The organism is Streptomyces sp. N50, assembly GCF_033335955.1.
In the GTDB taxonomy this organism is placed as follows: domain Bacteria; phylum Actinomycetota; class Actinomycetes; order Streptomycetales; family Streptomycetaceae; genus Streptomyces.
On sequence record NZ_CP137549.1, the window covers coordinates 448,372 to 469,714 of the forward strand.

Below are 21,343 nucleotides of genomic sequence, written 5' to 3' on the forward strand. Positions count from 1 at the left end.
CACGCGGGGGCAGTGACCGGTCCGCCTCGGGGGCTCCGCCTTCGTCACGGTTGGTCCCTGTGTCGGGGACCTCACCCGATCAGGGTCCGGCCGCCCTCCAGCATCAGCGTCGCGCCCGTCAGATACGCCATGTCGTCACTCACCAGCGCGGCCACCGCCCGGCCGATGTCCGCCTCCGGGGCGCCGAGCCGGCCCAGCGGGATCTCGCGGGCGAGTTCCTCCGCCTTCTGCGGATGCGCGGCCAGATAGTCCTCCGCCGCGGGGCTGAGCGCCGCCGGGCAGACGACGTTCACGCGGATCCCGTACCGTCCCCACTCCCGCGCGGCGACCCGGCTCAGCCCCCGGATCGCCTCCTTGGCCATGGCGTACGCCGCGAAGGTCGCCTCGCCCTGCACCGCCGCCGAGGAACCGAGGTTGACGACACTGCCGCGGCTCTCCTTCAGGTGGGGCAGGGCCGCCTGCATCGCGTGGAAGACGGCCAACGGCCCGCTTCGGTAGGTGAGTTCGACATCGTCGTACGACGTCTTCTCCAGCCGTCGCTGCACCGAGGACTGGGCGTTGTTGACGAGCACGTCGAGGCCGCCGAACGCCCGTACCGTCTCCGCCACCATCCGGTCGACGTCGTCCCGTTCCCCCACGTCCCCGACGACGGTGTACACCCTGCCGCCGCGCTCGGCGATCTCCCCGGCGGTGTCCTTCAGCTTGGCCTCGGTGCGGCCGCTGATGACCACGGCCGCGCCCTCGGCCGCGAGTGCCAGGGCGATGCCTCGGCCCACGCCCTGGCCTCCGCCGGTGATCAGTGCCGTCCTGCCCGACAACCGTGGCATCACGTCTCCTTCCAGAAGGCCGTCCAGGTGGGGAAGGCGTCGGGCAGCGCCGGTTCTCCCGCGCCCTCCCAGCCGTTGAAGCCCACCGCCTGGGGGCGGTCGGTCACGTCGGCCGCGTACCAGTGCTGTTCGCGGCGCCGGGAGAAGTACCAGTCGCCGTCGACGCGCGCGTAGTCGTCGAAGTAGCAGATCGCCATCACGATCCACCGGTCGCCGACCTCGTGCTCGGCCCGGCAGTAGACCGCGCCGGTCGCGGTGTCGCGGCCGGTGAACTCGATTCGGTGGCCGCAGAGTTGATGCACCGACCGGTGGAAGCCGCGCACCAGGGGCTCGATGTGCTGCCGCAGGACCTCTCGTCCCCGGCCGTGGCGCCCCATGTCGACGTCGGGGCGGAAGCAGCCGACCCAGGCGTCGAGGTCGCGGGAGTCCACGGCCAGGGCGTAGCGGATGGGCAGTTGCTGGATGGCCTGGTGGGACTCGATGCGGTCGAGGCGGTCCTCGGACGAGGTCATGGCCGCGGCTCCCTCGGCAGACCGAGGAGCAGCTCCCCGATGATGTTGCGCTGGATCTCGCTCGAACCGCCGTAGATCGTCTCCGCGAGGGAGAGCAGGAACGAGCGCTGCCGGGTGTCGAGTTCGTAGTCCTCGCCGACGATCTGTCCGGCGGGTCCGGCCAACTCCATGGCCAGGTGGCCGAGTTGCTGGTGGCGTGTCGAGGCGTAGAGCTTCGCCGTGGTGGCCTGGGGGCCCGGTGTGCGGCCCGCGGTCAGTTCGGCGATCGTCCGCAGGTTGGTGGTGCGCATGATGCGTACGGAGATCCAGGCGTCCACGATCCGGCGGCGCAGCATGGGGTCGTCGAGCGCGCCCCGCGCGCGGGCCAGGTCGATCAGTGCCTCGGCCTCGCGCTCGAAGCCGAGTTGCTGGGGCAGCAGGGTGGTGCCGCGTTCGATGCCGAGCGTGGCCATCGCCGTGCGCCAGCCCTGACCGACCTCTCCTACGGCCATGTCCGCGCCGGTGCGCGCGTCGGAGAGGAAGACCTCGGCGAACTCGTCCTGGCCGGCGAGGTTGCGGATGGGGCGGATCTCCACACCCGGCTGGTCGGTCGGGAGGAGCAGCAGGGTGAGGCCTTTGTGGCGCCGGGAGTCGGGGTCGGTGCGGGTGAGGACGTAGAGCCAGTCCGCGTGGACGCCGAACGAGGTCCACACCTTCTGCCCGTTGACCACCCACTGGTCGCCGTCGCGCTCGGCCCGGGTGCGGACGGAGGCCAGGTCGGAGCCCGCGCCGGGCTCGCTGAAGCCCTGGCCCCACAGTTCCTCGACGGCGAGGATCGGCGGCAGGAAGCGCTTCTTCTGAGCCTCGTCGCCCATCGCGAGGAGCATCGGGCCGAGCAGGTCGAGGGCGTTGACGGTGGCACGGTAGGGGGCATTGGCGCGGGCGTACTCATACTCGAAGGCGATCTCCTCGATCAGTCCGAGCCCGCGTCCGCCGTACTCCTTCGGCCAGCCCACGCCGAGCCAGTTCCCGGCCGACAGCTCGCGGTCCCAGGCGAGGCGTACGTCCCAGGCCGCTCCGTCGGTGGGGCCGCCCACGCCCCGGTGCTCGGCGAACTCACCCACGAGATGATCCGCGAACCAGTCCCGCAGTTCGTCGCGGAAGTCGCGTACGGCGGGCCCGAAATCCACTTCCATGTCTGCCTCTCCTGGGTGTCAGATGCCGAGCCGGGCGGCGAGCAGTTCCCGGTGGTACGCGGGCGTGCCGAGCAGCACCTCGGAGCTCTTGGCCCGCTTGAGGTAGAGGTGCGCGGGGTGTTCCCAGGTGAAGCCGATGCCGCCGTGGACCTGGATGGTGTCGGCGGCCACCTTGGTGAACGCCTCGGAGCAGAAGGCCTGGGCGAGGGCCGCCGCGACGGCGATCTCCGTCTCGTCACCGGCGTCCAGGGCCCACAGTCCGGCGTACGCGGCCGAGCGGGCGGACTCGATCTCGACGAGCATGTCGGCGCACTTGTGCTTGATGCCCTGGAACGAGCCGATGGGGCGGCCGTACTGCTCACGGATCTTGGCGTAGGCGACCGCCGTGTCCAGGGCGGCGGCGGCTCCTCCGACCTGTTCGACGGCCAGCAACACGGCGGCCGTGGCGAGGGTCCGGGCGAGCGCGGGCCAGGCCGTGCCGTCCGTGCCCAGCAGCCGGGCGGGGGTGTCCGCGAAGGTGACGCGGGCCTGTTTGCGGGTCTGGTCGAGGGTGGGGAGGGGGGTGCGGGTGAGGCCCGGGGCGTCGGCGGTCGTGACCGCGAAGAGGCTGATGCCCGCGGGGGTGCGGGCGGCGACCAGGAGCAGGTCGGCGAGGTGTCCGTCGGGGACATAGGTCTTCTCTCCCGTGAGCAGCCAACCGCTCGCTCCAGCACGGGCGTTGAGGCGGATGCCCAACTCGTCCCAGCGTCCGTCGTCCTCCGTCAGGGCGAGCGTGGCCACCGTCTCTCCGGATGCGATGCCCGGGAGGAGTTCGGCGCGGGCGGCCTCGTCGTCGCAGCGCAGCAGCGCCTCGGCGGCCAGGGCGACGGTGGCGAAGTACGGGGCGCACAGCAGGGCGCGGCCCGTCTCCTCGAAGACGACGCCGAGGTCGGCGTAGCCGAAGCCGGAGCCGCCGTACTCCTCCGGTACGGCGAGTCCCTGGAGTCCGATCTCCGTGGCCATCCGCCGCCAGATCCACGGATCGTGTCCGCGCGGGTCGGCGGCCAGGCGGCGCACGTCCGCCTCGGTGGCGTGCCGGGTGAGGAACGACCTTACGACCGTGCGCAGTTCGTGCTGTTCCTCGCTGAAGGTGAGATCCATGCCGAGCTTCCCGTCCTCGGTGCGCCCGTGTGCCGGGCGCTTGCCGCCCGCCTCTCGATACAGTTAGATAATTATAGTATCCGCACTGAATACACCAGGAGCGCGACGTGACCGATCCCTACGCCCCGTTCACGAGCCTGACCTTCGAGCGGCCCGCGCCCGGTGTGCTGCGCATCGTGCTGGACGCGCCGAACCTCAACGCCGTGGATCCACGCATGCACGGCGAACTGGCCGACGTCTGGCCCGTCATCGACCGGGACGAGGAGACCCGCGCGGTGCTGGTCCAGGGGGCCGGCAAGGCGTTCTCGGCCGGCGGGACCTTCGACTCCATCGAGGCCATGACCGAGGACTACGCCGTGCGCGCCCGGACGATGCGGGAGGCGCGGGACATGGTCTACGGGGTGATCAACTGCTCGAAGCCGGTGGTCTCCGCGATCCACGGACCGGCGGTCGGCGCGGGCCTGGTCGTCGGAATGCTCGCGGACATCTCCATCGCCGGACGCCGGGCGAAGATCGTCGACGGGCACACTCGGCTAGGGGTGGCGGCCGGCGACCACGCGGCGATCTGCTGGCCGCTGCTGTGCGGGATGGCCAAGGCCAAGTACTACCTGCTGACCTGCGAGGCGCTGACCGGCGAGGAGGCCGAGCGGATCGGCCTGGTGTCGAAGTGCGTGGACGACGAGGACGTGCACGCCGAGGGCCTGCGGGTCGCGACCCTGCTGGCCGCCGGACCCGCCAGCGCCCTCAGCTGGACCAAGCGGTCCCTCAACCACTGGTACCGCACGGCCCAGCCGCTCTTCGAGGCCTCGCTGGGGCTGGAGTTCTTCGGATTCGGCGGGCACGAGGTCGTCGAGGGACTCGCCGCCCACCGCGAGAAGCGCGCCCCGGACTTCGAGGGCGTGGGCGGCAAGCACCCGATCGACCTGTGACCCACGGACGCACGAGGAGCCCGCGATGACGGCAGAGCCCACCACCGCCACCGAAATCCCCCCGCTGGTACGGGGGTTGACCTACGAGGAGATGCCGGTCGGGCAGATCTTCCGCACCGCCCGCCGCACGGTCACCGAGACCGACCTCGTCAACTTCGTCACCTGGGGCGGCTTCAACGAGCCGCTCTTCTGGGACGCCTCGCACGCGGCCGACGGGGGCTACACGGGGCGGCTGGTCCCGGGCGCGCTGACGTACTGCATCGCCGAAGGACTCGTCCTGCAGACGAACGTGCTGCACGGCACGGGCTGGCGTTCCTGCACATGGAACTGACCGTGCGGGGACCGGTGTACGTCGGCGACACGCTGTACGCCGTCGTGGAGACCACCGCCTCCCGGCCGTCGAGCAAACCCGGCCGGGGCGTGGTGACCAGCCGCATCACCGTACGCAACCAGCGGGACGAGGACGTGCTCGTCTACACACCGGTGCGGCTGATCCGGGGCCGGGACTACGGGGCTCCGACGCGCTGATCCCGGGGGCCGGGCGGGACCAGGGTGAGCCCGGCCGTCGTAGCCGGTGCCTCGGGTCCGGCGAAGGCTCCGGCCCGCAGCCAGTCCGAGGGCATCGGCGGCCGCGGCGGCGGCTCATGGTCCGGGACCGCCATCGCGTAGAGGCGGGTGTAGCGGAACTTCGCCTCCAGGTTGTCCAGCACCGACCAGTACTCGTAGCCGCAGACGTCGACACCGCGCTGGATCACCCGGCCCAGCCAGGACAGCCGGGCGCGCAGCAGGGCGCGGCGCCGGGCGTCGTCGCTGTGGCCGGTCTCGTCGACGAGGTCGAGGTCGCCCATGCCGTTGTCCACGATGGACAGCGGCGGCAGCAGCTCGCCGTAGAGGTCGTGCAGGTCCGCGACGGCGTCGGCCAGGCCCTCGGGGAGGATGGGCCAGCCGTACGCCGTCGTCTCCACGTCGTCGAAGGGGACGACCGCGAAGCCCAGGCCGACGAGGAGGCGGTTGACCTCGTTGAGCCTGCTCTGGCACTTGTCGGCCGGCAGTGCGCGGGCGAGGTTCTCCGGCGCGGTGACGCGGAACGGGGTGTGCCAGGACAGGCCGAGCAGGTCCTGCGGGGTGGCGATGACGTCCAGGTCCCCCGGGCGTACGCAGCCGGTGTCCTCGACCGGTGAGACGTCGTCCTCGGTCACCATGTGCTCGCCGAGCAGCAGGGGGTCGAGGAAGAGACGGTTGGTCCAGCTCAGCAGGCGATCCAGGGCGAGCCCGTCGAAGGGGTCCTCGGTGGCCGCGTAGCCGCCGACGAGCGTGACCGTGGTCCCGATCCGGCCGCTCACGCCGGCGGCGCGGAGCGCGCGGGTCGCGAGTCCGTTGGCGAGCAGGATGTGGTGGACGGCGGGCAGGCCGGCGCGGCCGATGCCCCGTCCCGGTGTGTACATCCCGGCCACGTGGTCGGCGAGGGTGGGGCCCGCGAGGTCGGTGGAGGTGATCCAGCGGGTCACGCGGTCGCCGTAGCGACAGCCCAACTCGGCTGCGTAGGCGGCGAATTGCTCGGCTGTGTCGCGATCGAGCCAGCCTCCGCGGTCCTCCAGCCACTGCGGCAGCGAGCGGTCGAACAGGGTGAGGCACGGCCGCAGGCCGAGTTCGAGCAGGGAGTCGAGTTCGCGGTCGCAGCGGTCCAGGGCCGCGTGGTCCCAGCTGCCGGGGCCGTCGGGCTGGAGCAGCGGCCATCCGGCGACCATCCGGTGCGTGTCGGGCGTGACGCCGACCAGCTGCCGGATGTCGTCGGTCCACTGCCTGAAGTGCCCCGCGCGTTCCGGCGGGGGAGGCGGCGGAGCCGCGATGGCATCCGCCGTGGCGACTCCCCAGTCGACACCACGGAAGGATTCGTGCAGGAAACCATCGCTCATGGTCACCGTCCCGGGCGGAATAGCTAACGCATTCAACTGAATGCCCGCCGTCCGGACGCTAACACTTCAGGGAAACGACGACAATGTTTCGGACAGATCTCATCGGTCCGTCAACGTGTCGCGCGGGGGCCGGCCCTTGTCGAGGACGAGGTCGGCCGCCCTCCGGACCGAGGCCGTGATCGACCCGCCGGGGTTGCCCGAGACCCTGGCCCGCATGTTTCGGCCATGATCCGGAGTTCCCGAGCGGACCGCGAGTCGTCTTCCGCTTCCGGTCAGGCCTCCCGAAGACACCCTCCGGCAACGACCTCCAGTGACGCCTACTCCCCCAAGGGACGGAACTCCTCCTCCGGCCACCAGGGGTAGACGGCCGGCATGTCCTTGCTGACCCGGCCCGGGAACTCGGGGGGCCGTTTGGCGAGGAAGGACTCGACGCCCTCCACGGGGTCCTGGCCGCCGCCGATCTGGCTCATGATCCGCGAGTCGAGCCGGTGCGCGGTCATCGGGTGGGGTTCGCCGAGCATCCGCCACATCATCTGGCGGGAGAGGGCGACCGAGACCGCCGAGGTGTTCTCGGCGATCTCCCGGGCGAGTTCGTACGCCGCAGGCAGCAGCTCCTCCGGCGGGTGGACGGAGCGCACCAACCCGGCCGACAGGGCCTCGTCGGGGCCGAAGACGCGGCCGGTGGCCACCCATTCCATGGCCCGTTGCATCCCCACGGCCCGGGGCAGGAACCAGCTCGCCGCGGATTCCGGCACGATGCCCCGGCGCGCGAAGACGAAGCCGAACTTCGCCGAGGTCGAGGCCAGCCGGATGTCCATGGGGAGGGTCATGCTGGCGCCGACGCCCGCGGCCGGCCCGTTGATCGCCGCGATGACGGGTTTCGTGCTGGAGAAGATCCGCAGCGCGACCCGGCCGCCCGTGTCCCGGTGCCAGGCACCCGCCTTCCGATGGTCGAAGGACGACCCGCCGGAGCTGACATCGGCCCCCGCGCAGAAGCCCCGCCCGGCTCCGGTCACCACGATCACCCGCACGTCGTCGTCGGCGTCGGCCGCGTCCAGGACGTCCAGGAGGTCACCCATCATCTGCGGGTTGAAGGCGTTCAGCCTCTCGGGCCGGTTGAGCGTGACGGTGAGGATCCGGTCCGCCACCTCGGCCCGCACGGTCTCGTACATCTGCTCCGGCATGCGTGTCCTCCGTCGGGCTCGTCACTCCGCGACCTGGTTCTCATAAAGCTCAATTAGTTATAGCATTCAACTCTACTGAACTGTTCCTGGATGGTGGCGGTGGAGATGACGGATCTGGTGGTGACGGCCCTCGGGCCGGTCCGGCTGGTCGAGCTGAACCGGCCGGACCAACTCAACGCGATGAGCGAGGAGTTGCACTCCGGCCTCGCGTCGGTCTGGGACACCGTGGCCGACGACCCCGAGGCGCGGGTGGTCGTGCTCACCGGACGGGGACGGGCGTTCAGCGCGGGAGGCAACTTCGACATCATGACCCGGGTCCAGCGCGACCCCGTCTTCCGGCAGCACAACGTCGACGAGGCCCGGCGGATCATCACCGGCCTGGTCCGCTGCCCGCTGCCGGTCATCGCGGCGGTCAACGGGCCTGCCGTGGGCCTCGGTTGCAGCCTGGCCCTGCTGAGCGACCTGGTGCTGATCGCGGACGACGCCTATGTGGCCGACCCGCACGTCCAGGTCGGTCTCGTCGCGGGCGACGGCGGCGCGCTGGTCCTGCCGCTGCTCGTCGGCGCGACCCGGGCGAAGGAACTCCTGTTCCTGGGCGACCGGGTGAGCGCCGAGGAGGCGGTCCGGCTCGGCATCGCCAACCGTGTCGTACCGAAGGACAAGCTCCTGGACGAGGCCATGGAACTGGCGGGACGGCTGGCCGCCCTGCCCGCGCAGGCGCTGCGCGGCACCAAGCGGGCGGTGAACCTGCACCTGGAGCAGGCCATGGCCGCCGTACTGGAGCCGGCGCTGCTCGCCGAACGGGACAGCATGCACGACCCGGACCACATCGCCGCGGTGGAGGAGATCATCGCCTCGCGCGGGCGTCGCCGAGCCGGTGCGGAGGGCTGAGCGGCATGGACTTCGCCTTCAGTGACGAGCAGGACGAACTGCGGCGCACGGTACGGGCGTTCCTCGCGGACACCTCGCCCGAGACCGAGACACGGCGGCTGATGGAGACCCCGGAGGGCTTCGACCGGGCGCTGTGGCGCCGGATGGGGACGGAGCTCGGCCTGCAGGGGCTGGCCGTTCCCGAGGAGTACGGCGGTGCCGGGTGCGGTCCGGTCGAAGTGGGCGTGGTCATGGAGGAGTTGGGCCGGGCGCTGGTGTGCACGCCCTTCCTCTCCTCGGCCGTGCTGGCGACGACCACGCTGCTGCGCTGCGACGACGAGGACGCCCGCAAGCGTCTGCTGCCGGGGCTCGCCTCGGGCGAACTGGTCGGGACGCTGGCCCTCACCGAGGACTCCGCCCGCTGGGACGCGGCAGGGGTCCGGCTCAACGCCCGTGCATCGGAAGGGCGGTGGCTGCTCACCGGGCACAAGATGTTCGTCCTGGACGGTGCCACCGCCGATGTCGTCCTCACGGTCGCCCACGCCGACGACGGCATCGGCGTCTTCTGGGTGGACGGCGACGCGGCCGGACTGACCCGCACCCCTCTGCCCACGATGGACCCCACCCGCCGACAGGCCCGCCTCGACTACGACGACGTACCGGCAACCAGGCTGCGTACTGGGCACGGCGACGGCTGGGACCTCGTCTCGCAGGTGCTCGACCGGGCCGCGGTGGCGCTCGCCGCCGAGCAGGTCGGGGTGGCCTCCCGCGCGCTGGACATGGCGGTGGAGTACGCCAAGGTACGGCACCAGTTCGGGCGGCCCATCGGCTCCTTCCAGGCCGTGAAGCACCTGCTCGCCGACGTCCTCCTCGAAGTGGAGTCGGCGCGTGCCGCCGCGCACTTCGCGCTGCTCGCCGCCGAGGCCGAGGACCCGGACCTGCCCGCGGTGGCGAGCCTCGCCAAGGCGTTCTGCTCGGACGCCTGTCTGCAGGCGACGGAACAGAACATCCAGGTCCACGGGGGCATCGGCTTCACCTGGGAGCACCCGGCCCACCTGTATCTGAAGCGGGCCAAGACATCACACCTTCTGTTCGGGGACCCGGCGTACCACCGCGAACTCCTCGCGCGGCGCATCGGGTTGGACACGGTCACGGCAAAGGGAGCGGCATGAAGGTCGACGGCAAGCTCAGCGTGTGGGGCACCGCGGAGGTCGTGGCGGAGGCCCTCCACCACGAGAAGGCGGGCTACGACGGCCTGTGGGCCTCGGAGTCGCAACACGACCCGTTCCTGCCGCTGCTGCTCGCGGCCGAGCACACCGACCGGCTGGAGGTGGGCACGGCGATCGCGGTGGCGTTCGCCCGCTCCCCCATGCAACTCGCCTACACCGCCCACGACTTGCAGGCCTATTCTGGCGGGCGCTTCTCCCTCGGCCTCGGCAGCCAGATCAAACCGCACATCGAGCGGCGCTTCTCGATGCCGTGGAGCCGCCCCGCCGCCCGTATGCGGGAGTACGTGAGCGCGCTGCGCGCCATCTGGTCCGCCTGGAACGACGGCGAGAAGCTCGACTTCCGCGGCGACTTCTACACGCACACGCTCATGTCCCCCTTCTTCTCCCCCCGCCCGCTCCCGGCGGCGCCCCGAAGGTCTTCGTGGCCGCGGTCGGCGAGGCGATGACGCGGGTGGCCGGCGAGGTCGCCGACGGGCTCCTCGCGCACGGCTTCACCACCGAGCGGTATCTGCGCGAAGTCACCCTCCCGACCGTCGAGTTGGGCCTCGAACGGTCCGGCCGTACGCGCGACGACTTCTCCGTCTCCCATCTCCTCCTCACCGCGACCGGCCGCACCGAGGAGGAACTGGCCCGCGCGATCGACGGCACCCGCCGCCAGATCGCCTTCTACGGCAGCACACCCGCCTATCGCGGAGTCCTGGAGCTGCACGGCTGGGGCGAACTCGGTGACGAGCTGAACGCGCTGTCGAAGTCGTCCCGCGAGGACAAATGGGAGGCGATGGGCGGGCTGGTCGACGACGAGGTCCTGCACACCTTCGCGGTCGTCGCGGAGCCTGAGCGAGTGGCGGGCGAGATCAGGCGCCGGTACGGGAGTCTGGTCGACCGGGTGTCCTTCTACACCGCGTACGAGATCGACGCCGAGGTGTGGGAGCCCATCGTGCGGGATCTGCACGGGAGTTGACGGTACGTCAGCCAAGCAGGTCCAGGACCGTCGTCATGGACCTGCTCTGCAGCAGGTAGTCCTCGGCCTCCTGGAGATGCAGGCGCCACAGCTCCTCGGCGGCCTCGGTGCGGCGCCCGGCGACCAGTTCGACGAGGGCGCCGTGGGCGCGGAAGCCCCGGCGGTTGGCCCGGATGTTCTCGGGGCTGCCGGCGTCGAGGTCGACGTGGGACCAGTTCGCCTGGTCGATGATGTGCCGGACCATGCCGTTGAGAACGCTCAGCGTCTCGTTGCCCGCGAGTTCGACGACGAGGGCGTGGAACTCCATGTGGGCGCGGATGAAGGCCGAGGGGTCGTCCATGAGCCCCTCCGCCTCGGCGACGGAGGCCCGCAGCCGCTCCAGGTCCCGGTCGGTGCGGCGCTCGGCCAGCAGACCGGCGCACGGCGCCTCGATGACCGTACGGGCGTCGTAGACGTCCTTGAGGGTCGTGCCTCGGTACTCCAGGACGACTCCCGCGTAGCGGGCGGCGACCGTGCCCTCGGGGACCTGTACCCGTGCCCCGCCCCGGGCGCCCCGGCGTACGCTGATCAGCGACTCCGACTCCAGGACCCGGAACGCCTCCCGCAGGGTCGGCCGGGAGACGGCGAACTCCGCCATCAGGGCCGTCTCGGCGGGCAACGCCTCCCCCTCGGCCAGTTCCCCGCGCACGATCTTGCGGCGCAGCTGTGCCGCCACCAGCTCGGCCATCTTGGGGACCCGTACCGGCGTGTTCGTCACGGCATCCAACTCCTTCAGTCGGCTGGGAGCGGCACGAAGTACGGCAGGGTGATCTCGTCGGTGAGGGGCCGGAAGTCCACGCGCACCCGCATGCCGATGGTCACGTCGTCCGGGTCGCCCGCGTCGACGTGGGACAGCAGGGTGCCGCCCTCGTCCAGGTCGATCACGGCCAGCGCGAACGGTGTCCCGAAACCGGGGCCGGGTGCGCGGTGGACCACGGTCACCGAGTAGACGGTGCCCCGGCCGGCGCTGGGCACGTACCGCCAGTCCGCCGACATGCAGCCGGGGCAGGCGGGTTCGGGCACGAGGAAGCGCAGCCCGCAGGCCGGGCAGTGCGGGACGACGAGGTCACCGCGCCGGGCCGCGTCCCAGAACGGCTGGGAGAGCGGAGTGGGGACGGGTACGGGCCGGCTCATCGGCTCCTCCCCAACACGCTCATCTCATAGTGCTGCGCGCCGGAGCCGGCGTTGCCGACGACCGCCAGCTCGGCGCCCTCTACCTGGTGGACAGCGGTGCCGCGCAACTGCCGTACGGCCTCGACGACTTTGAGGGTCATCTGCTGGGTTCCGTTCCACGCGTACGCCAGGCAGCCGCCGTCGGGATTGACGGGGTGCTTGCCGCCGACGGCGATGGCGCCGCTGGCGGCCAGGGGCCCTCCTTCGCCCTCGTCGCACAGCCCGAGGATCTCCAACTGCCGGATGATCTCGAAGGAGTTGGGGTCGTAGAGGGAGAAGACGTCCACGTCCTGCGGGCCGATGCCCGCCATGGCGTAGGCACGGGTGGCCGCGTCCCGGCCGAGCTGGCCGACCTCCCGGTACAGCGCGGGATTGGCGTACGCGGCCTGGTGGTACTCCATGCCACCGCCGAGCACGGCGACGGGCGGGTGGGGCAGGTCCCGGGCGCGTTCGGCCGTGGTCACCACCAGGGCGGCGCCGCCCTCGCCGACGATGCAGCAGTCCAGCAGGTGGAACGGGGTGGCCACCATGCGGGAGGCGAGCACGTCGTCGGCGGTGTACGGGCCGCGGCCGTACATCATCGCCTCCGGGTTGGTGGTCCCGCTGTTGCGGACGGTGGCGGCGACCTCCGCGAGCTGGCGGGCGGTCGTCCCGTACTGGTGCATGTGCCGGGCCGCCACCAGCGCGAACTGGGCGACGACGTAGCTGCCCCAGACGTCGGCGAACTCCAGCGGCACCCCGGCGCCGACGGGACCCGCACCCCGCGAGACCAGCTTGCAGCCGCCGACCACGACGGTGTCGGCGAGCCCGGCCCGTACGGCCGCCGCCGCCTTCAGCAGGCCGCGCGAACCGGCGTTGTCGAGCATCGAGTCGCTGGTCCAGCGCAGGTCCCGGCCGAGCATCCGCGCCCAGGAACTGCCCTCGCCGGGCACACCGCCCGGGCCGGGCCAGTCGACCTGGGCGCCGTCGACGTCCCCCGGGGTCAGCCCCGCGTCCTCGATGGCGCCGCGCACCGCTTCGAGGGCGAGGCCCATCGCGTCGCGGTGCGGGAGGGACAGGGCCTGCTCGGTGGCGTGCACGCCGACGACGACGGGTTGGCGGTCGCTCATGCCGTCACCGCCCCGCGCCGAGCTGCTCGCCGCCGGGGTAGCCGCCCCCGCCGAAGCGCTCGTCGAGCGCCTCGTAGTCCTTGCCGAAGTCCTTGGTGCGCGGCAGCGCCTCGACGAACTCCACCGTCTTCGGCTTCTTGTACGAGGCGATCCGGGCCCGGCAGTGCTCGATGAGGTCCGCTGCCGTGACCGGCTCGGCGTCGGGGTGGAGGACGACGACCGCTTTGACGTCCTGCGCCCAGCGCTCGTTCGGGACGCCGATGACGGCGGCCTCCTTCACCGCCGGGTGGGACTCGACGCAGTTCTCCACCTCGGCCGGGAAGATGTTCTCCGCCGCCGACTTGAGCATGCGGGTGGTGGTCCCGAGGAAGCTGATCGTGCCGTCCGCCTCACGCCGGCCGAGGTCGGTGGTGTGCCACCAACCGAAGCGGAAACGTTCCTCGTTGATCCCGGGCCGGTTCCAGTAGCCGAGGTGCACGAGGTCGCCGCGGACGCAGATCTCGCCGGCCTGCCCGACCTCGCACTCCTTACCGGTGCCGTCCAGGACGCGTACGGCGGTGAAGGGGCCGGGGCGTCCCGCGTTGCCGGTGCCCGTGCCGCCGTAGGCACCGGTCACGGCGAAGCCGGTCACCTCGGTCTGGCCGTAGCCGCGGCCCTCGCCGCCGCCGTTGCGGGTGAAGCGGCTGGTGTCGGTGGGGACCGTGCCCTGCCACAGGGGGGCGGCGACGCTGGCCCGCAGGTGTGAGAGGTCGTGGCCCGCTTCCCTGTTGAGGGTGACGAGTTGGGCGATGGTCGGCGGCATCAGGTACGCGTGCGTGCAGCGCTCCGCCGCCAGCAGCGGGAGCAGTTCCTCGGCGACGACCCGGCGGACGACGACGTTCTTGCCGCCGTGCACGAAGGCCGGGACGCCCCAGAACTGGTAGTTGCCGATGTGGAACATGGGTCCGGCGCCGAGGAAGGCGGTCTCGGTGCCGATGTCCCCCATCCAGGCGGAACTCGCGCCCATGGCGAGGAGGTTGCGGTGCGAGAGCATCGAGCCGGACTGGCGTCCGGAGATCGCCGCGGTGTAGATGACCAGGAGCGCGGAGTCCGGGTCGACGTCGACGGCCGGGTCCTCGGCCGTGCCGGAGGCCAGGAACGCCTCGTAGGAGCCGGGGCCCTCCGCGTCGTGCCGCAGCCACAACGCCCGGTGGTCGCTGCCCAGTTCGGCCCGTGCCTTGCCGACCGTGTCGCCGATCTCCTCGTCCTGCCAGACCACGACCTTGGGGTCGAAGTCCTCGACGGCGAACGCCATTTCGGGGGCGGCCCAGCGCCAGTAGCCGGGACAGACCATGGCGCCGATCTTCGCGGCGGCACCGAGCAGTTCCCAGATACGGAAGGAGTTCTGCCCCAGCCAGAGGATCCGGTCACCGGGGCCGACCCCGGCGATCGTGAGGGCCTGGGCGAGGCGGTCGGTGCGCTCGTCCAACTGCGGCCAGGTCAGCCGGACGTCGCCGTCGACGAGGGCGATGCCGTCGGGGAAGGACCTGCGGTGCTCACGGATGATGTCGCCGAACGTCAGGCGGCGGGCGGAATGCATGCTCTTGACTCCAAGGGCTTTCGGAAGGAGGCGGAAGTCGGAAGCGGCCGTGCACTCATCCAGGTTAAATAGCTAACCTATTTATCCAAGGTAGTCAATGAGTGCACCCGATGTCAGAGCCCCAGCGAGCGCCCGATGATCTCCTGCATGATCTCCGAGGTGCCGCCGAACACCCGCTGCACCCGGCTGTCCCGCCAGATCCGGGCGATCTCGTACTCGTTGACGTAGCCGTAGCCGCCGAACAGCTGCATACAGCGGTCGATGACCTGCCAGCCGGTCTCCGAGGTCCAGTACTTGGCCGCCGCGGCCTCCTCGGGCGTCAACTCGCCCTGGAACAGCGCCATGATGCAGCCGTCGACGTAGACGCGGGCGGCGCCCAGCTTGGCCTTGATGTCGGCGAGGGCGAACCGGTTCGCCTGGAACTCCCCGATCGGCTGCCCGAACGCGGTGCGGGTCTTTGCGTAGTCCAGCGCCAGTTCGTACGCCCGCTCGGCGGCGGCCAGCGAGGAGACGGCGATGGCGAGGCGCTCGGTCGGGAGGTTGCCCATCATGTGGTAGAAACCGCGGTTCTCCTGCCCGATGAGGTTCTCGGCGGGGACGCGGACCTCGTGGAAGAAGAGTTCGGCGGTGTCCTGCGCCTTCATCCCGACCTTGTCGAGTTTGCGCCCGCGCTCGAAGCCCTCCGCGTCCCGCTCGACGACGATCAGGCTGATGCCCTTGCGTCCGGCGTCGGGGTCGGTCTTGCAGGCGACGACGACCAGGTCGGCCAGGATGCCGTTGGTGATGAAGGTCTTGGAACCGTCGATCACCCACTCGTCACCGTCCCGCCGGGCGGTCGTGCGGATGGCCTTGAGATCGGATCCGGCGGCCGGCTCGGACAGCGCGAGCGCGCAGATCGTCTCGCCGCTCGTCACTCCCGGCAGCCAACGGGCCTTCTGCTCAGGGGTGGTGAGGCGCGTCAGATAGGGCGGGATGACGTCGTTCTGCAGCCCGAGCCCGATGCCGACCGAGCTGGTGGCCGCCATCTCCTCCGCCATGATGGCGTTGTAGCGGAAGTCCCAGATCCCCTGGCCGCCGTACTCCTCCGGGAACTGCCAGCCGATGAGCCCGGCCTTGCCCGCCGCCGTCCACGCGGCCCGGCTCACCTGCCCGTCCCGCTCCCACTGCTCGGCGTACGGAGCGCATTCCCGCAGGTAGTAGGAGCGGGCGGTCTCCCGGAACAGCTCGTGCTCCTCGGTGAAGATCGTTCGGCGCATGCTCGACTCCGCTCAGGCATCTCGCTTATTTAGCTGAAGTAGTTATACGATAGCGCTGTATCGACAGCCGGGCGAGGGAGGGCGCGTGAGCGTACGGGACAAGGTGGCGCTCGTCACCGGAGCGGGCCGCGGCATCGGCGAGGCGATCGCCGGCCGGCTCGCCGCCCAGGGAGCCGCGGTCGCCGTCTGCGACCTGGACGCGGAGGCGGCCGGCAAGGTCGCGGGCCTGCTCGCGGAGCGGTACGGCGTGCGGGCCACGGGAGTCGGCGCGGACATCTCCGACAGCGCGGCCGTACGTACGGCCGTGGACCGGGTGGCCGCAGAACTCGGCCCGGTGGACGTCCTGGTGAACAACGCGGCCGTCGACGTCATCGGCCGATTCGTGGACAGCGCCGAGGAGACCTGGGACCGGATCATCGCCGTCAACCTGCGCGGGACGATCACGATGACCCGGGCCGTCCTCGACCCGATGATCGAGCGGGGCGGCGGCCGGATCGTCCACATCGCCTCGGACGCCGGCCGGGTCGGCTCGTCCGGCGAGGTCGTGTACTCGGCGACGAAGGGCGGTGTCATCGCCTTCGGCAAGGCCCTGGCCCGCGAGGTCGCCCGGCACGGGATCACCGTGAACAGCGTCTGCCCGGGTCCCACCGACACCGCGCTGCTCGGGCAGGTCGCCGAGTACAGCCAGAAGATGTACGACGCGACCGTGCGGGCGATCCCGCTGCGCCGCGTCGCCCAGCCCGCCGACATCGCCGGTGTGGTGGCCTTCCTCGCGTCCGACGACGCCGCCTACATGACCGGGCAGACGCTCTCGGTCAGCGGCGGCCTCACGATGGTCTGAGGTGGACACCGTGCTGCGTGTCGAACTCCGGGACAGCATCGCCGTGTTGACCCTCGACCGGCCGGGGCAGCTCAACGCGATCGGCTCCGGGACCGTGGACCAGCTGACGCGGGCGCTGAGCGAACTGCGCGACAACGACGACGTACGCGCCCTGGTCGTGACCGGGGCGGGCCGGGCCTTCTCGGCCGGGGCCGACATCGGTGAGATCGAGTCGTTCACGGCACCCCGGCAGTTCCATTCCTTCGTCCAGCAACTCACCGACGCGTACGCGCTGTTGGAGGACTTCCCCAAGCCCTCGGTCGCGGCCGTCCATGGGTTCGCCTTCGGCGGCGGCCTGGAGCTGGCGCTCGCCTGCGACCTCCGGGTCGCGGAGCGGGGCGCGCGACTCGGCCTGCCCGAGATGAAGCTCGGCGTACTGCCGGGCGCGGGCGGCACACAACGCCTGCCGCGTCTGATACCGCCCGCGATCGCCAAGCAGATGATCCTCACCGGCGAACCGATCGACGCGGAGCGGGCCCACGCGCTCGGGCTGGTCAACGAACTCGCCGAGCCCGGCGAGGTGTTGGGCGTCGCCGAGAAACTCGCGACCGCACTGACGGCCGGGGCTCCGCTGGCCCTGGCGGCGGGCAAGCGACTGATCGACTACGGCCTCGGGATGGACCTGGAGGCGGCGATCTCGTACGAGCGCGAAACCGTCTCGGTGCTGTTCTCCACCGAGGACCGCGTCGAGGGACTGAAGGCCTTCCGGGAGCGCCGACCCGGCGACTTCCAGGGCAAGTAGCGGGCGGATCGACAGACAGGGAGGTGGGTCGTGCGGCCACTGGAGGGCATTTCGGTCGTCGAACTGGGCATGTGGGTGGCGGCTCCGGCCGCGGCCACCATGCTCGCGGACTGGGGCGCGGACGTGGTGAAGGTGGAGGCGCCGACCGGCGATCCCAACCGATACACGCTCCGCCATGTCGGCCAGGACATCGACAGCGCGCCCCCGTTCGAGACCGACAACCGCGGCAAGCGCGGGATCGTCCTCGACCTCCGCTCGGAGGACGGCAAGGGCGTACTGGAACAACTGCTGGAGCGCGCCGACGTCTTCGTCACCAACCTCCGCCCCGGCGCGCTGGAACGCCTGGGCCTGGCCCCGGACGAGCTGCGCGCCCGCCATCCCCGCCTGATCGTCGGCACGTTGACGGGCTACGGCTGGACGGGCGCGGAGCGCGACCGCGCCGGGTACGACGTCTCGGCCTTCTGGGCGCGGCCCGGCATCGCGGCCATGCTCAACCCGGCCGGGGAGCCACCGCCCGGCATCCGCCCGGGACTTGGTGATCGTACGGCCGCCGCCAACCTGGTGGCCGGCGTCCTGGCCGCGCTGCTGCGCCGCGAACGCACCGGCGAGGGCGGCGTCGTGGACGTCTCGCTGCTCCGCTCCGGCACCTACGCCAACGGGAACGACCTCGCCCTGCAGAACTTCTTCGGCAGGCGCGGCCGCACCCGGCACCGCACCGAGCACGAGTCCCCGCTCTACAACTCCTACCGGGCCGCCGACGACCGCTGGTTCTGGCTGGTCGGCCTGGAGGGCAACCGGCACTGGCCCGGCGTCGTCAAGGCGCTCGGCCGCGCGGACCTGGAGACGGACGAACGGTTCGCGACGGGCAAGCAACGGCGAGCGCACGTACGGGAGTTGATCGCCGTGTTCGACGAGGAGTTCGCGCGTCGGCCACTCGACGAGTGGGCACGGCGGTTCGACGCCGAGGGCGTGTGGTGGGCGCCGGTGCAGACCCTGGCCGAGGTGGCGGCCGATCCGCAGGCAGAAGCGATCGGCGCGTTCGTCGAACAGCCCGGCATGGGTGACGCCCCGCCGCTGCGGACCGTGGCAACACCCGTCAGTTTCTGGGGTGTTGACGACAAACCCCGCAGCGGTGCGCCGACGCTCGGCGAACACACCGACGACGTACTCCGCGAACTCGACACAACCGGGAGGTAGCAGGTGGGCATCCTCGACGACAAGGTCGCCGTCGTGACCGGCGGCGGCAGGGGGCTCGGCCGGGCGCACTGCCTGGCGCTGGCCGAGGCCGGTGCGACCGTGGTGGTGAACGATCTCGGCTCCGGCGTGCACGGGGAGAGCACCGGCGACTCCCCCGCCGACGAAGTCGTCGCCGAGATAACCAAGTTGGGCGGGCAGGCGGTCGCCAACCACGCGTCGGTGACGGACTGGGCGGCGACCGAGACCATGGTCGCGGACACGGTCGCGGAGTTCGGGCGCCTCGACATCGTCGTGAACAACGCGGGGATCGTGCGCGACCGCATGCTGTTCTCGATGACCGAGGCCGAGTTCGACGCCGTGATCGCGGTCCACCTCAAGGGCACGTTCGCCCTCACCCGGCACGCGTGCGCGTACTGGCGCGAGGCGTCGAAGCGGGGCGAGCGCGTCACCGGCCGTGTCATCAACACCACTTCAGGAACTGGCCTGTTCGGCAACCAGGGGCAGTCCAACTACGGTGCCGCGAAGGCCGGGATCGCCGGGCTCACCGTCCTCACCGCCCTGGAGATGCGCAAGTACGGCGTCACCGCGAACGCCATCTCGCCGATCGCGGCCACCCGGATGACGGACGGCCTGTCCGTCGGCGAATCGCTCCAGGCCGTCGACGGCTTCGACCCGCGCGACCCCGCCAACGCCTCGGGCGTCGTCGTCTACCTGGCCTCCGACACCGCGGCCTGGCTGACCGGCCAGGTCCTGCGCATCGAGGGCAACCGGCTGAACCGGCTCCAGGGCTGGACCGTCGCCGCCGTCCACCCCAGCGAGTCGGGGCAGGCCCTCACCTACGACGAACTCGTGGACGCCGTACCGCAGTTGTACGGTGTGGCGCCTGCGGGGCGGGCCACCGGAGTCGGCCAGTGACGGCACGGGGCCACGACGTCGCCGCGCTCGTCCTGCGCGCGACGCTCGGCCCGATGCTCTTCGCGCACGGCTGGAACAAGGTCGCCGGTCCGGGCGGGCTCAAGGGCACGGCGGGCTGGTTCGAGGCGCTGGGGCTGCGGCCCGCCGAGGTGCACGCGCGTATGGCGGCCGGGACTGAGATGGCGGCCGGCGTGGGGATCACGCTGGGCGCGGCCAATCCCCTGCCGGCTGCGGCTGCCGTCGGTCTGATGACCGTGGCCGCCCGAACCGACCATCGGGGCAAGGGTTTCTTCGTCTTCAAGGGCGGCTGGGAGTACGTCGGTGTCGTGGGCGGCGCGGCCGTGGCCCTGGCGGCACTGGGCCCCGGCCGGTACTCGCTGGACGGAGTCCTGCGCCGCCAACGCGCGGGCGTGGGACCCGCGTTGCTGGCCCTGGGCGTCGGCACGGCGAGCGCCGCCGCGCTGCTGGCCGTGTGCTACCGGCCGGAGCGGAAGCCGGACGAGACAGAAACAGCTGACTGAGATCACTTAGGGCAACAAGGGAGTCGACATGGACGCGGCTGACTTCAGCGCGGTGCTGTCCGAGGTCCGGCGCTTCGTGCGCGAGCGCGTCGTACCGCTTGAGGCGGAGATCGACGAGAAGGACGAGATGCCCGCGGAGATCCGCGAGGCGGCCAAGAAGATGGGCCTGTTCGGCTTCGCGCTGCCCGAGGAGTACGGCGGGCTGGGCCTCTCGATGTACGAGGAGGCCCAGTTGATGTTCGAGCTGGGGTACACGACCCCGGCCCTGCGCTCGATGTTCGGGACGAACAACGGCATCGCCGGGCACGTCCTGATGGTCGGCGGCACGGAGGAGCAGAAGGCGGAGTGGCTGCCGAGGATCGCCTCGGGTGACGTCCTGGCGTCGTTCGCGCTCACCGAGGCGGAGGCGGGTTCCGACCCTTCGACCCTGACCACGAGGGCGCACCTGGACGGCGACGAGTGGGTGATCAACGGTGCCAAGCGGTACATCACCAACGCCCCGCTCGCCGACGTCTTCATGGTCTTCGCCCGCACCGACCCCGACGCCCCGCGCACCCGCGGCATCTCCACCTTCCTTGTCCCGGCGGGCACTCCGGGCCTGACCGTGGCTCCCAAGGACCACAAGATGGGCCAGTTCGGCGCCTGGACCGCGGACGTGTACTTCGACGACGTACGCGTACCCGCGTCCGCCCTCGTCGGCGGCGAGGCCGGGCTCGACCGGGGCTTCGGCACGGCGATGGGCTGCATCGCGCACGGCCGGGTGCACATCTCGTCCCTGTGCGTGGGCATGGCCGAGCGGCTCGTCGACGAGTCCGTCGAGTACGCCCGCACCCGCCGCCAGTCCGGGAAGCTCATCGGCTCCTTCCAGCTCGTCCAGGGCCTGATCGCCGACTCGATGACCGACTACTACGCCGGCCGCGCCACGGTCCTGGAGGCGGCCCGCGCGTTCGACGCCGGCACGGACACCAAGATCGGCCCGTCCTGCACGAAGTACTTCGCCAGCGAGATGGTGTGGCGGGTCGCGGACCGCGCGGTCCAGGTCCACGGCGGGGCGGGCTACATGCGCGGGGTCGCCGTCGAGCGCTTCTACCGCGACGCCCGCCTGTTCCGTATCTACGAGGGGACGAGCCAGATCCAGCAGGTCATCATCGCGAAGGCGCTGCTGGGCGAGGCGGCCCGGGGCTGACGG

22 protein-coding genes and 1 pseudogene are annotated in these 21,343 nt (G+C 71.3%); 12 read left to right on the plus strand and 11 right to left on the minus strand.

From position 1 onward, the window contains the following. Positions 1-71: 71 nt before the first annotated feature. The 4 genes from R2B38_RS02045 to R2B38_RS02060 are packed head-to-tail and all read right to left on the minus strand — an operon-like array spanning position 72 to position 3,654. Positions 72-827 (minus strand): SDR family oxidoreductase, encoded by a 756-nt coding sequence (locus R2B38_RS02045; protein WP_318014653.1) that lies wholly within the window; start codon positions 825-827, stop codon positions 72-74. Next, positions 827-1,339 carry a nuclear transport factor 2 family protein gene (locus R2B38_RS02050; RefSeq protein ID WP_318014654.1) on the minus strand — a complete coding sequence of 171 codons (513 nt, stop codon included), beginning with the start codon at positions 1,337-1,339 and terminating at the stop codon, positions 827-829. Before R2B38_RS02050 ends, R2B38_RS02045 begins: the two co-directional genes overlap by 1 nt. Further along, on the minus strand, positions 1,336-2,514 hold the full coding sequence (locus tag R2B38_RS02055; protein ID WP_318014655.1) for an acyl-CoA dehydrogenase family protein: 1,179 nt from the start codon (positions 2,512-2,514) through the stop codon (positions 1,336-1,338). Before R2B38_RS02055 ends, R2B38_RS02050 begins: the two co-directional genes overlap by 4 nt. An 18-nt stretch (positions 2,515-2,532) precedes the next feature. Continuing rightward, entirely contained in the window at positions 2,533-3,654 is a 1,122-nt protein-coding gene (locus R2B38_RS02060) for an acyl-CoA dehydrogenase family protein (RefSeq protein WP_318014656.1), read from the minus strand. Between the two features lie 107 nt (positions 3,655-3,761). Between R2B38_RS02060 and R2B38_RS02065 the strand changes: the two genes are divergently transcribed. From R2B38_RS02065 to R2B38_RS02075, 3 genes are read left to right on the plus strand one after another with little or no spacing between them, the layout of a single operon-like run. After that, a complete protein-coding gene (locus tag R2B38_RS02065) occupies positions 3,762-4,583 on the plus strand; it encodes an enoyl-CoA hydratase/isomerase family protein (protein ID WP_033278467.1) in 822 nt (273 codons plus the stop codon). A gap of 25 nt (positions 4,584-4,608) precedes the next feature. Continuing rightward, on the plus strand, positions 4,609-4,914 hold the full coding sequence (locus R2B38_RS02070) for a hypothetical protein (RefSeq protein ID WP_318014657.1): 306 nt from the start codon (positions 4,609-4,611) through the stop codon (positions 4,912-4,914). Positions 4,915-4,916: 2 nt separating this feature from the next. Then, positions 4,917-5,111 (plus strand): hypothetical protein, encoded by a 195-nt coding sequence (locus R2B38_RS02075; protein WP_318014658.1) that lies wholly within the window; start codon positions 4,917-4,919, stop codon positions 5,109-5,111. Here R2B38_RS02075 and R2B38_RS02080 read toward each other — a convergent pair. Together R2B38_RS02080 and R2B38_RS02085 are read right to left on the minus strand one after the other, a co-directional pair. Next, the gene (locus tag R2B38_RS02080) at positions 5,090-6,499 is read right to left on the minus strand and encodes a glycoside hydrolase family 1 protein (RefSeq protein WP_318014659.1); all 1,410 of its coding nucleotides are present in this window, start codon (positions 6,497-6,499) and stop codon (positions 5,090-5,092) included. The two genes, R2B38_RS02075 and R2B38_RS02080, sit on opposite strands and share 22 nt — an antisense overlap. Positions 6,500-6,816: 317 nt before the next feature. Further along, entirely contained in the window at positions 6,817-7,683 is an 867-nt protein-coding gene (locus R2B38_RS02085; RefSeq protein ID WP_318014660.1) for a crotonase/enoyl-CoA hydratase family protein, read from the minus strand. A gap of 90 nt (positions 7,684-7,773) precedes the next feature. Here R2B38_RS02085 and R2B38_RS02090 point away from each other — a divergent pair, with 90 nt between their 5' ends. The 3 genes and pseudogenes from R2B38_RS02090 (at position 7,774) to R2B38_RS02100 (ending at position 10,743) form a co-directional block, all read left to right on the plus strand. Then, the gene (locus R2B38_RS02090; RefSeq protein WP_318014661.1) at positions 7,774-8,574 is read left to right on the plus strand and encodes an enoyl-CoA hydratase/isomerase family protein; all 801 of its coding nucleotides are present in this window, start codon (positions 7,774-7,776) and stop codon (positions 8,572-8,574) included. Between the two features lie 5 nt (positions 8,575-8,579). Further along, the gene (locus tag R2B38_RS02095; RefSeq protein WP_318014662.1) at positions 8,580-9,725 is read left to right on the plus strand and encodes an acyl-CoA dehydrogenase family protein; all 1,146 of its coding nucleotides are present in this window, start codon (positions 8,580-8,582) and stop codon (positions 9,723-9,725) included. Then, positions 9,722-10,743: pseudogene (locus R2B38_RS02100) on the plus strand (TIGR03617 family F420-dependent LLM class oxidoreductase). Before R2B38_RS02095 ends, R2B38_RS02100 begins: the two are co-directional and overlap by 4 nt. A 7-nt stretch (positions 10,744-10,750) precedes the next feature. On the opposite strand, the gene R2B38_RS02105 reads toward R2B38_RS02100, so the two are convergent. From R2B38_RS02105 to R2B38_RS02125, 5 genes are all read right to left on the minus strand, one after another. Continuing rightward, entirely contained in the window at positions 10,751-11,500 is a 750-nt protein-coding gene (locus R2B38_RS02105; protein WP_318014663.1) for a FadR/GntR family transcriptional regulator, read from the minus strand. A 14-nt stretch (positions 11,501-11,514) separates the two neighbouring features. Beyond that, positions 11,515-11,916 carry a Zn-ribbon domain-containing OB-fold protein gene (locus tag R2B38_RS02110; protein ID WP_318014664.1) on the minus strand — a complete coding sequence of 134 codons (402 nt, stop codon included), beginning with the start codon at positions 11,914-11,916 and terminating at the stop codon, positions 11,515-11,517. Beyond that, entirely contained in the window at positions 11,913-13,064 is a 1,152-nt protein-coding gene (locus R2B38_RS02115) for a thiolase family protein (protein ID WP_318014665.1), read from the minus strand. The genes R2B38_RS02110 and R2B38_RS02115 overlap by 4 nt, the downstream gene beginning before the upstream one ends. Before the next feature lie 4 nt (positions 13,065-13,068). Next, a complete protein-coding gene (locus R2B38_RS02120; RefSeq protein ID WP_318014666.1) occupies positions 13,069-14,643 on the minus strand; it encodes an AMP-binding protein in 1,575 nt (524 codons plus the stop codon). 113 nt (positions 14,644-14,756) lie between these two features. Further along, positions 14,757-15,899 (minus strand): acyl-CoA dehydrogenase family protein, encoded by a 1,143-nt coding sequence (locus R2B38_RS02125; protein WP_318014667.1) that lies wholly within the window; start codon positions 15,897-15,899, stop codon positions 14,757-14,759. Between the two features lie 85 nt (positions 15,900-15,984). Between R2B38_RS02125 and R2B38_RS02130 the strand changes: the two genes are divergently transcribed. From R2B38_RS02130 to R2B38_RS02155, 6 genes are read left to right on the plus strand one after another with little or no spacing between them, the layout of a single operon-like run. Beyond that, on the plus strand, positions 15,985-16,740 hold the full coding sequence (locus R2B38_RS02130; protein ID WP_318014668.1) for a 3-oxoacyl-ACP reductase family protein: 756 nt from the start codon (positions 15,985-15,987) through the stop codon (positions 16,738-16,740). A 1-nt stretch (position 16,741) separates the two neighbouring features. Continuing rightward, positions 16,742-17,521 carry an enoyl-CoA hydratase/isomerase family protein gene (locus R2B38_RS02135; RefSeq protein ID WP_318014669.1) on the plus strand — a complete coding sequence of 260 codons (780 nt, stop codon included), beginning with the start codon at positions 16,742-16,744 and terminating at the stop codon, positions 17,519-17,521. A 30-nt stretch (positions 17,522-17,551) separates the two neighbouring features. After that, on the plus strand, positions 17,552-18,718 hold the full coding sequence (locus tag R2B38_RS02140) for a CoA transferase (RefSeq protein ID WP_318014670.1): 1,167 nt from the start codon (positions 17,552-17,554) through the stop codon (positions 18,716-18,718). Positions 18,719-18,721: 3 nt separating this feature from the next. Continuing rightward, positions 18,722-19,633 (plus strand): SDR family NAD(P)-dependent oxidoreductase, encoded by a 912-nt coding sequence (locus R2B38_RS02145; protein ID WP_318014671.1) that lies wholly within the window; start codon positions 18,722-18,724, stop codon positions 19,631-19,633. Next, positions 19,630-20,154, plus strand: coding sequence for a DoxX family protein (locus tag R2B38_RS02150; RefSeq protein ID WP_318014672.1), 525 nt, complete (start codon positions 19,630-19,632; stop codon positions 20,152-20,154). Before R2B38_RS02145 ends, R2B38_RS02150 begins: the two co-directional genes overlap by 4 nt. Positions 20,155-20,182: 28 nt before the next feature. Continuing rightward, the gene (locus tag R2B38_RS02155; RefSeq protein WP_318014673.1) at positions 20,183-21,340 is read left to right on the plus strand and encodes an acyl-CoA dehydrogenase family protein; all 1,158 of its coding nucleotides are present in this window, start codon (positions 20,183-20,185) and stop codon (positions 21,338-21,340) included. The last annotated feature ends 3 nt before the right edge of the window (positions 21,341-21,343 follow it).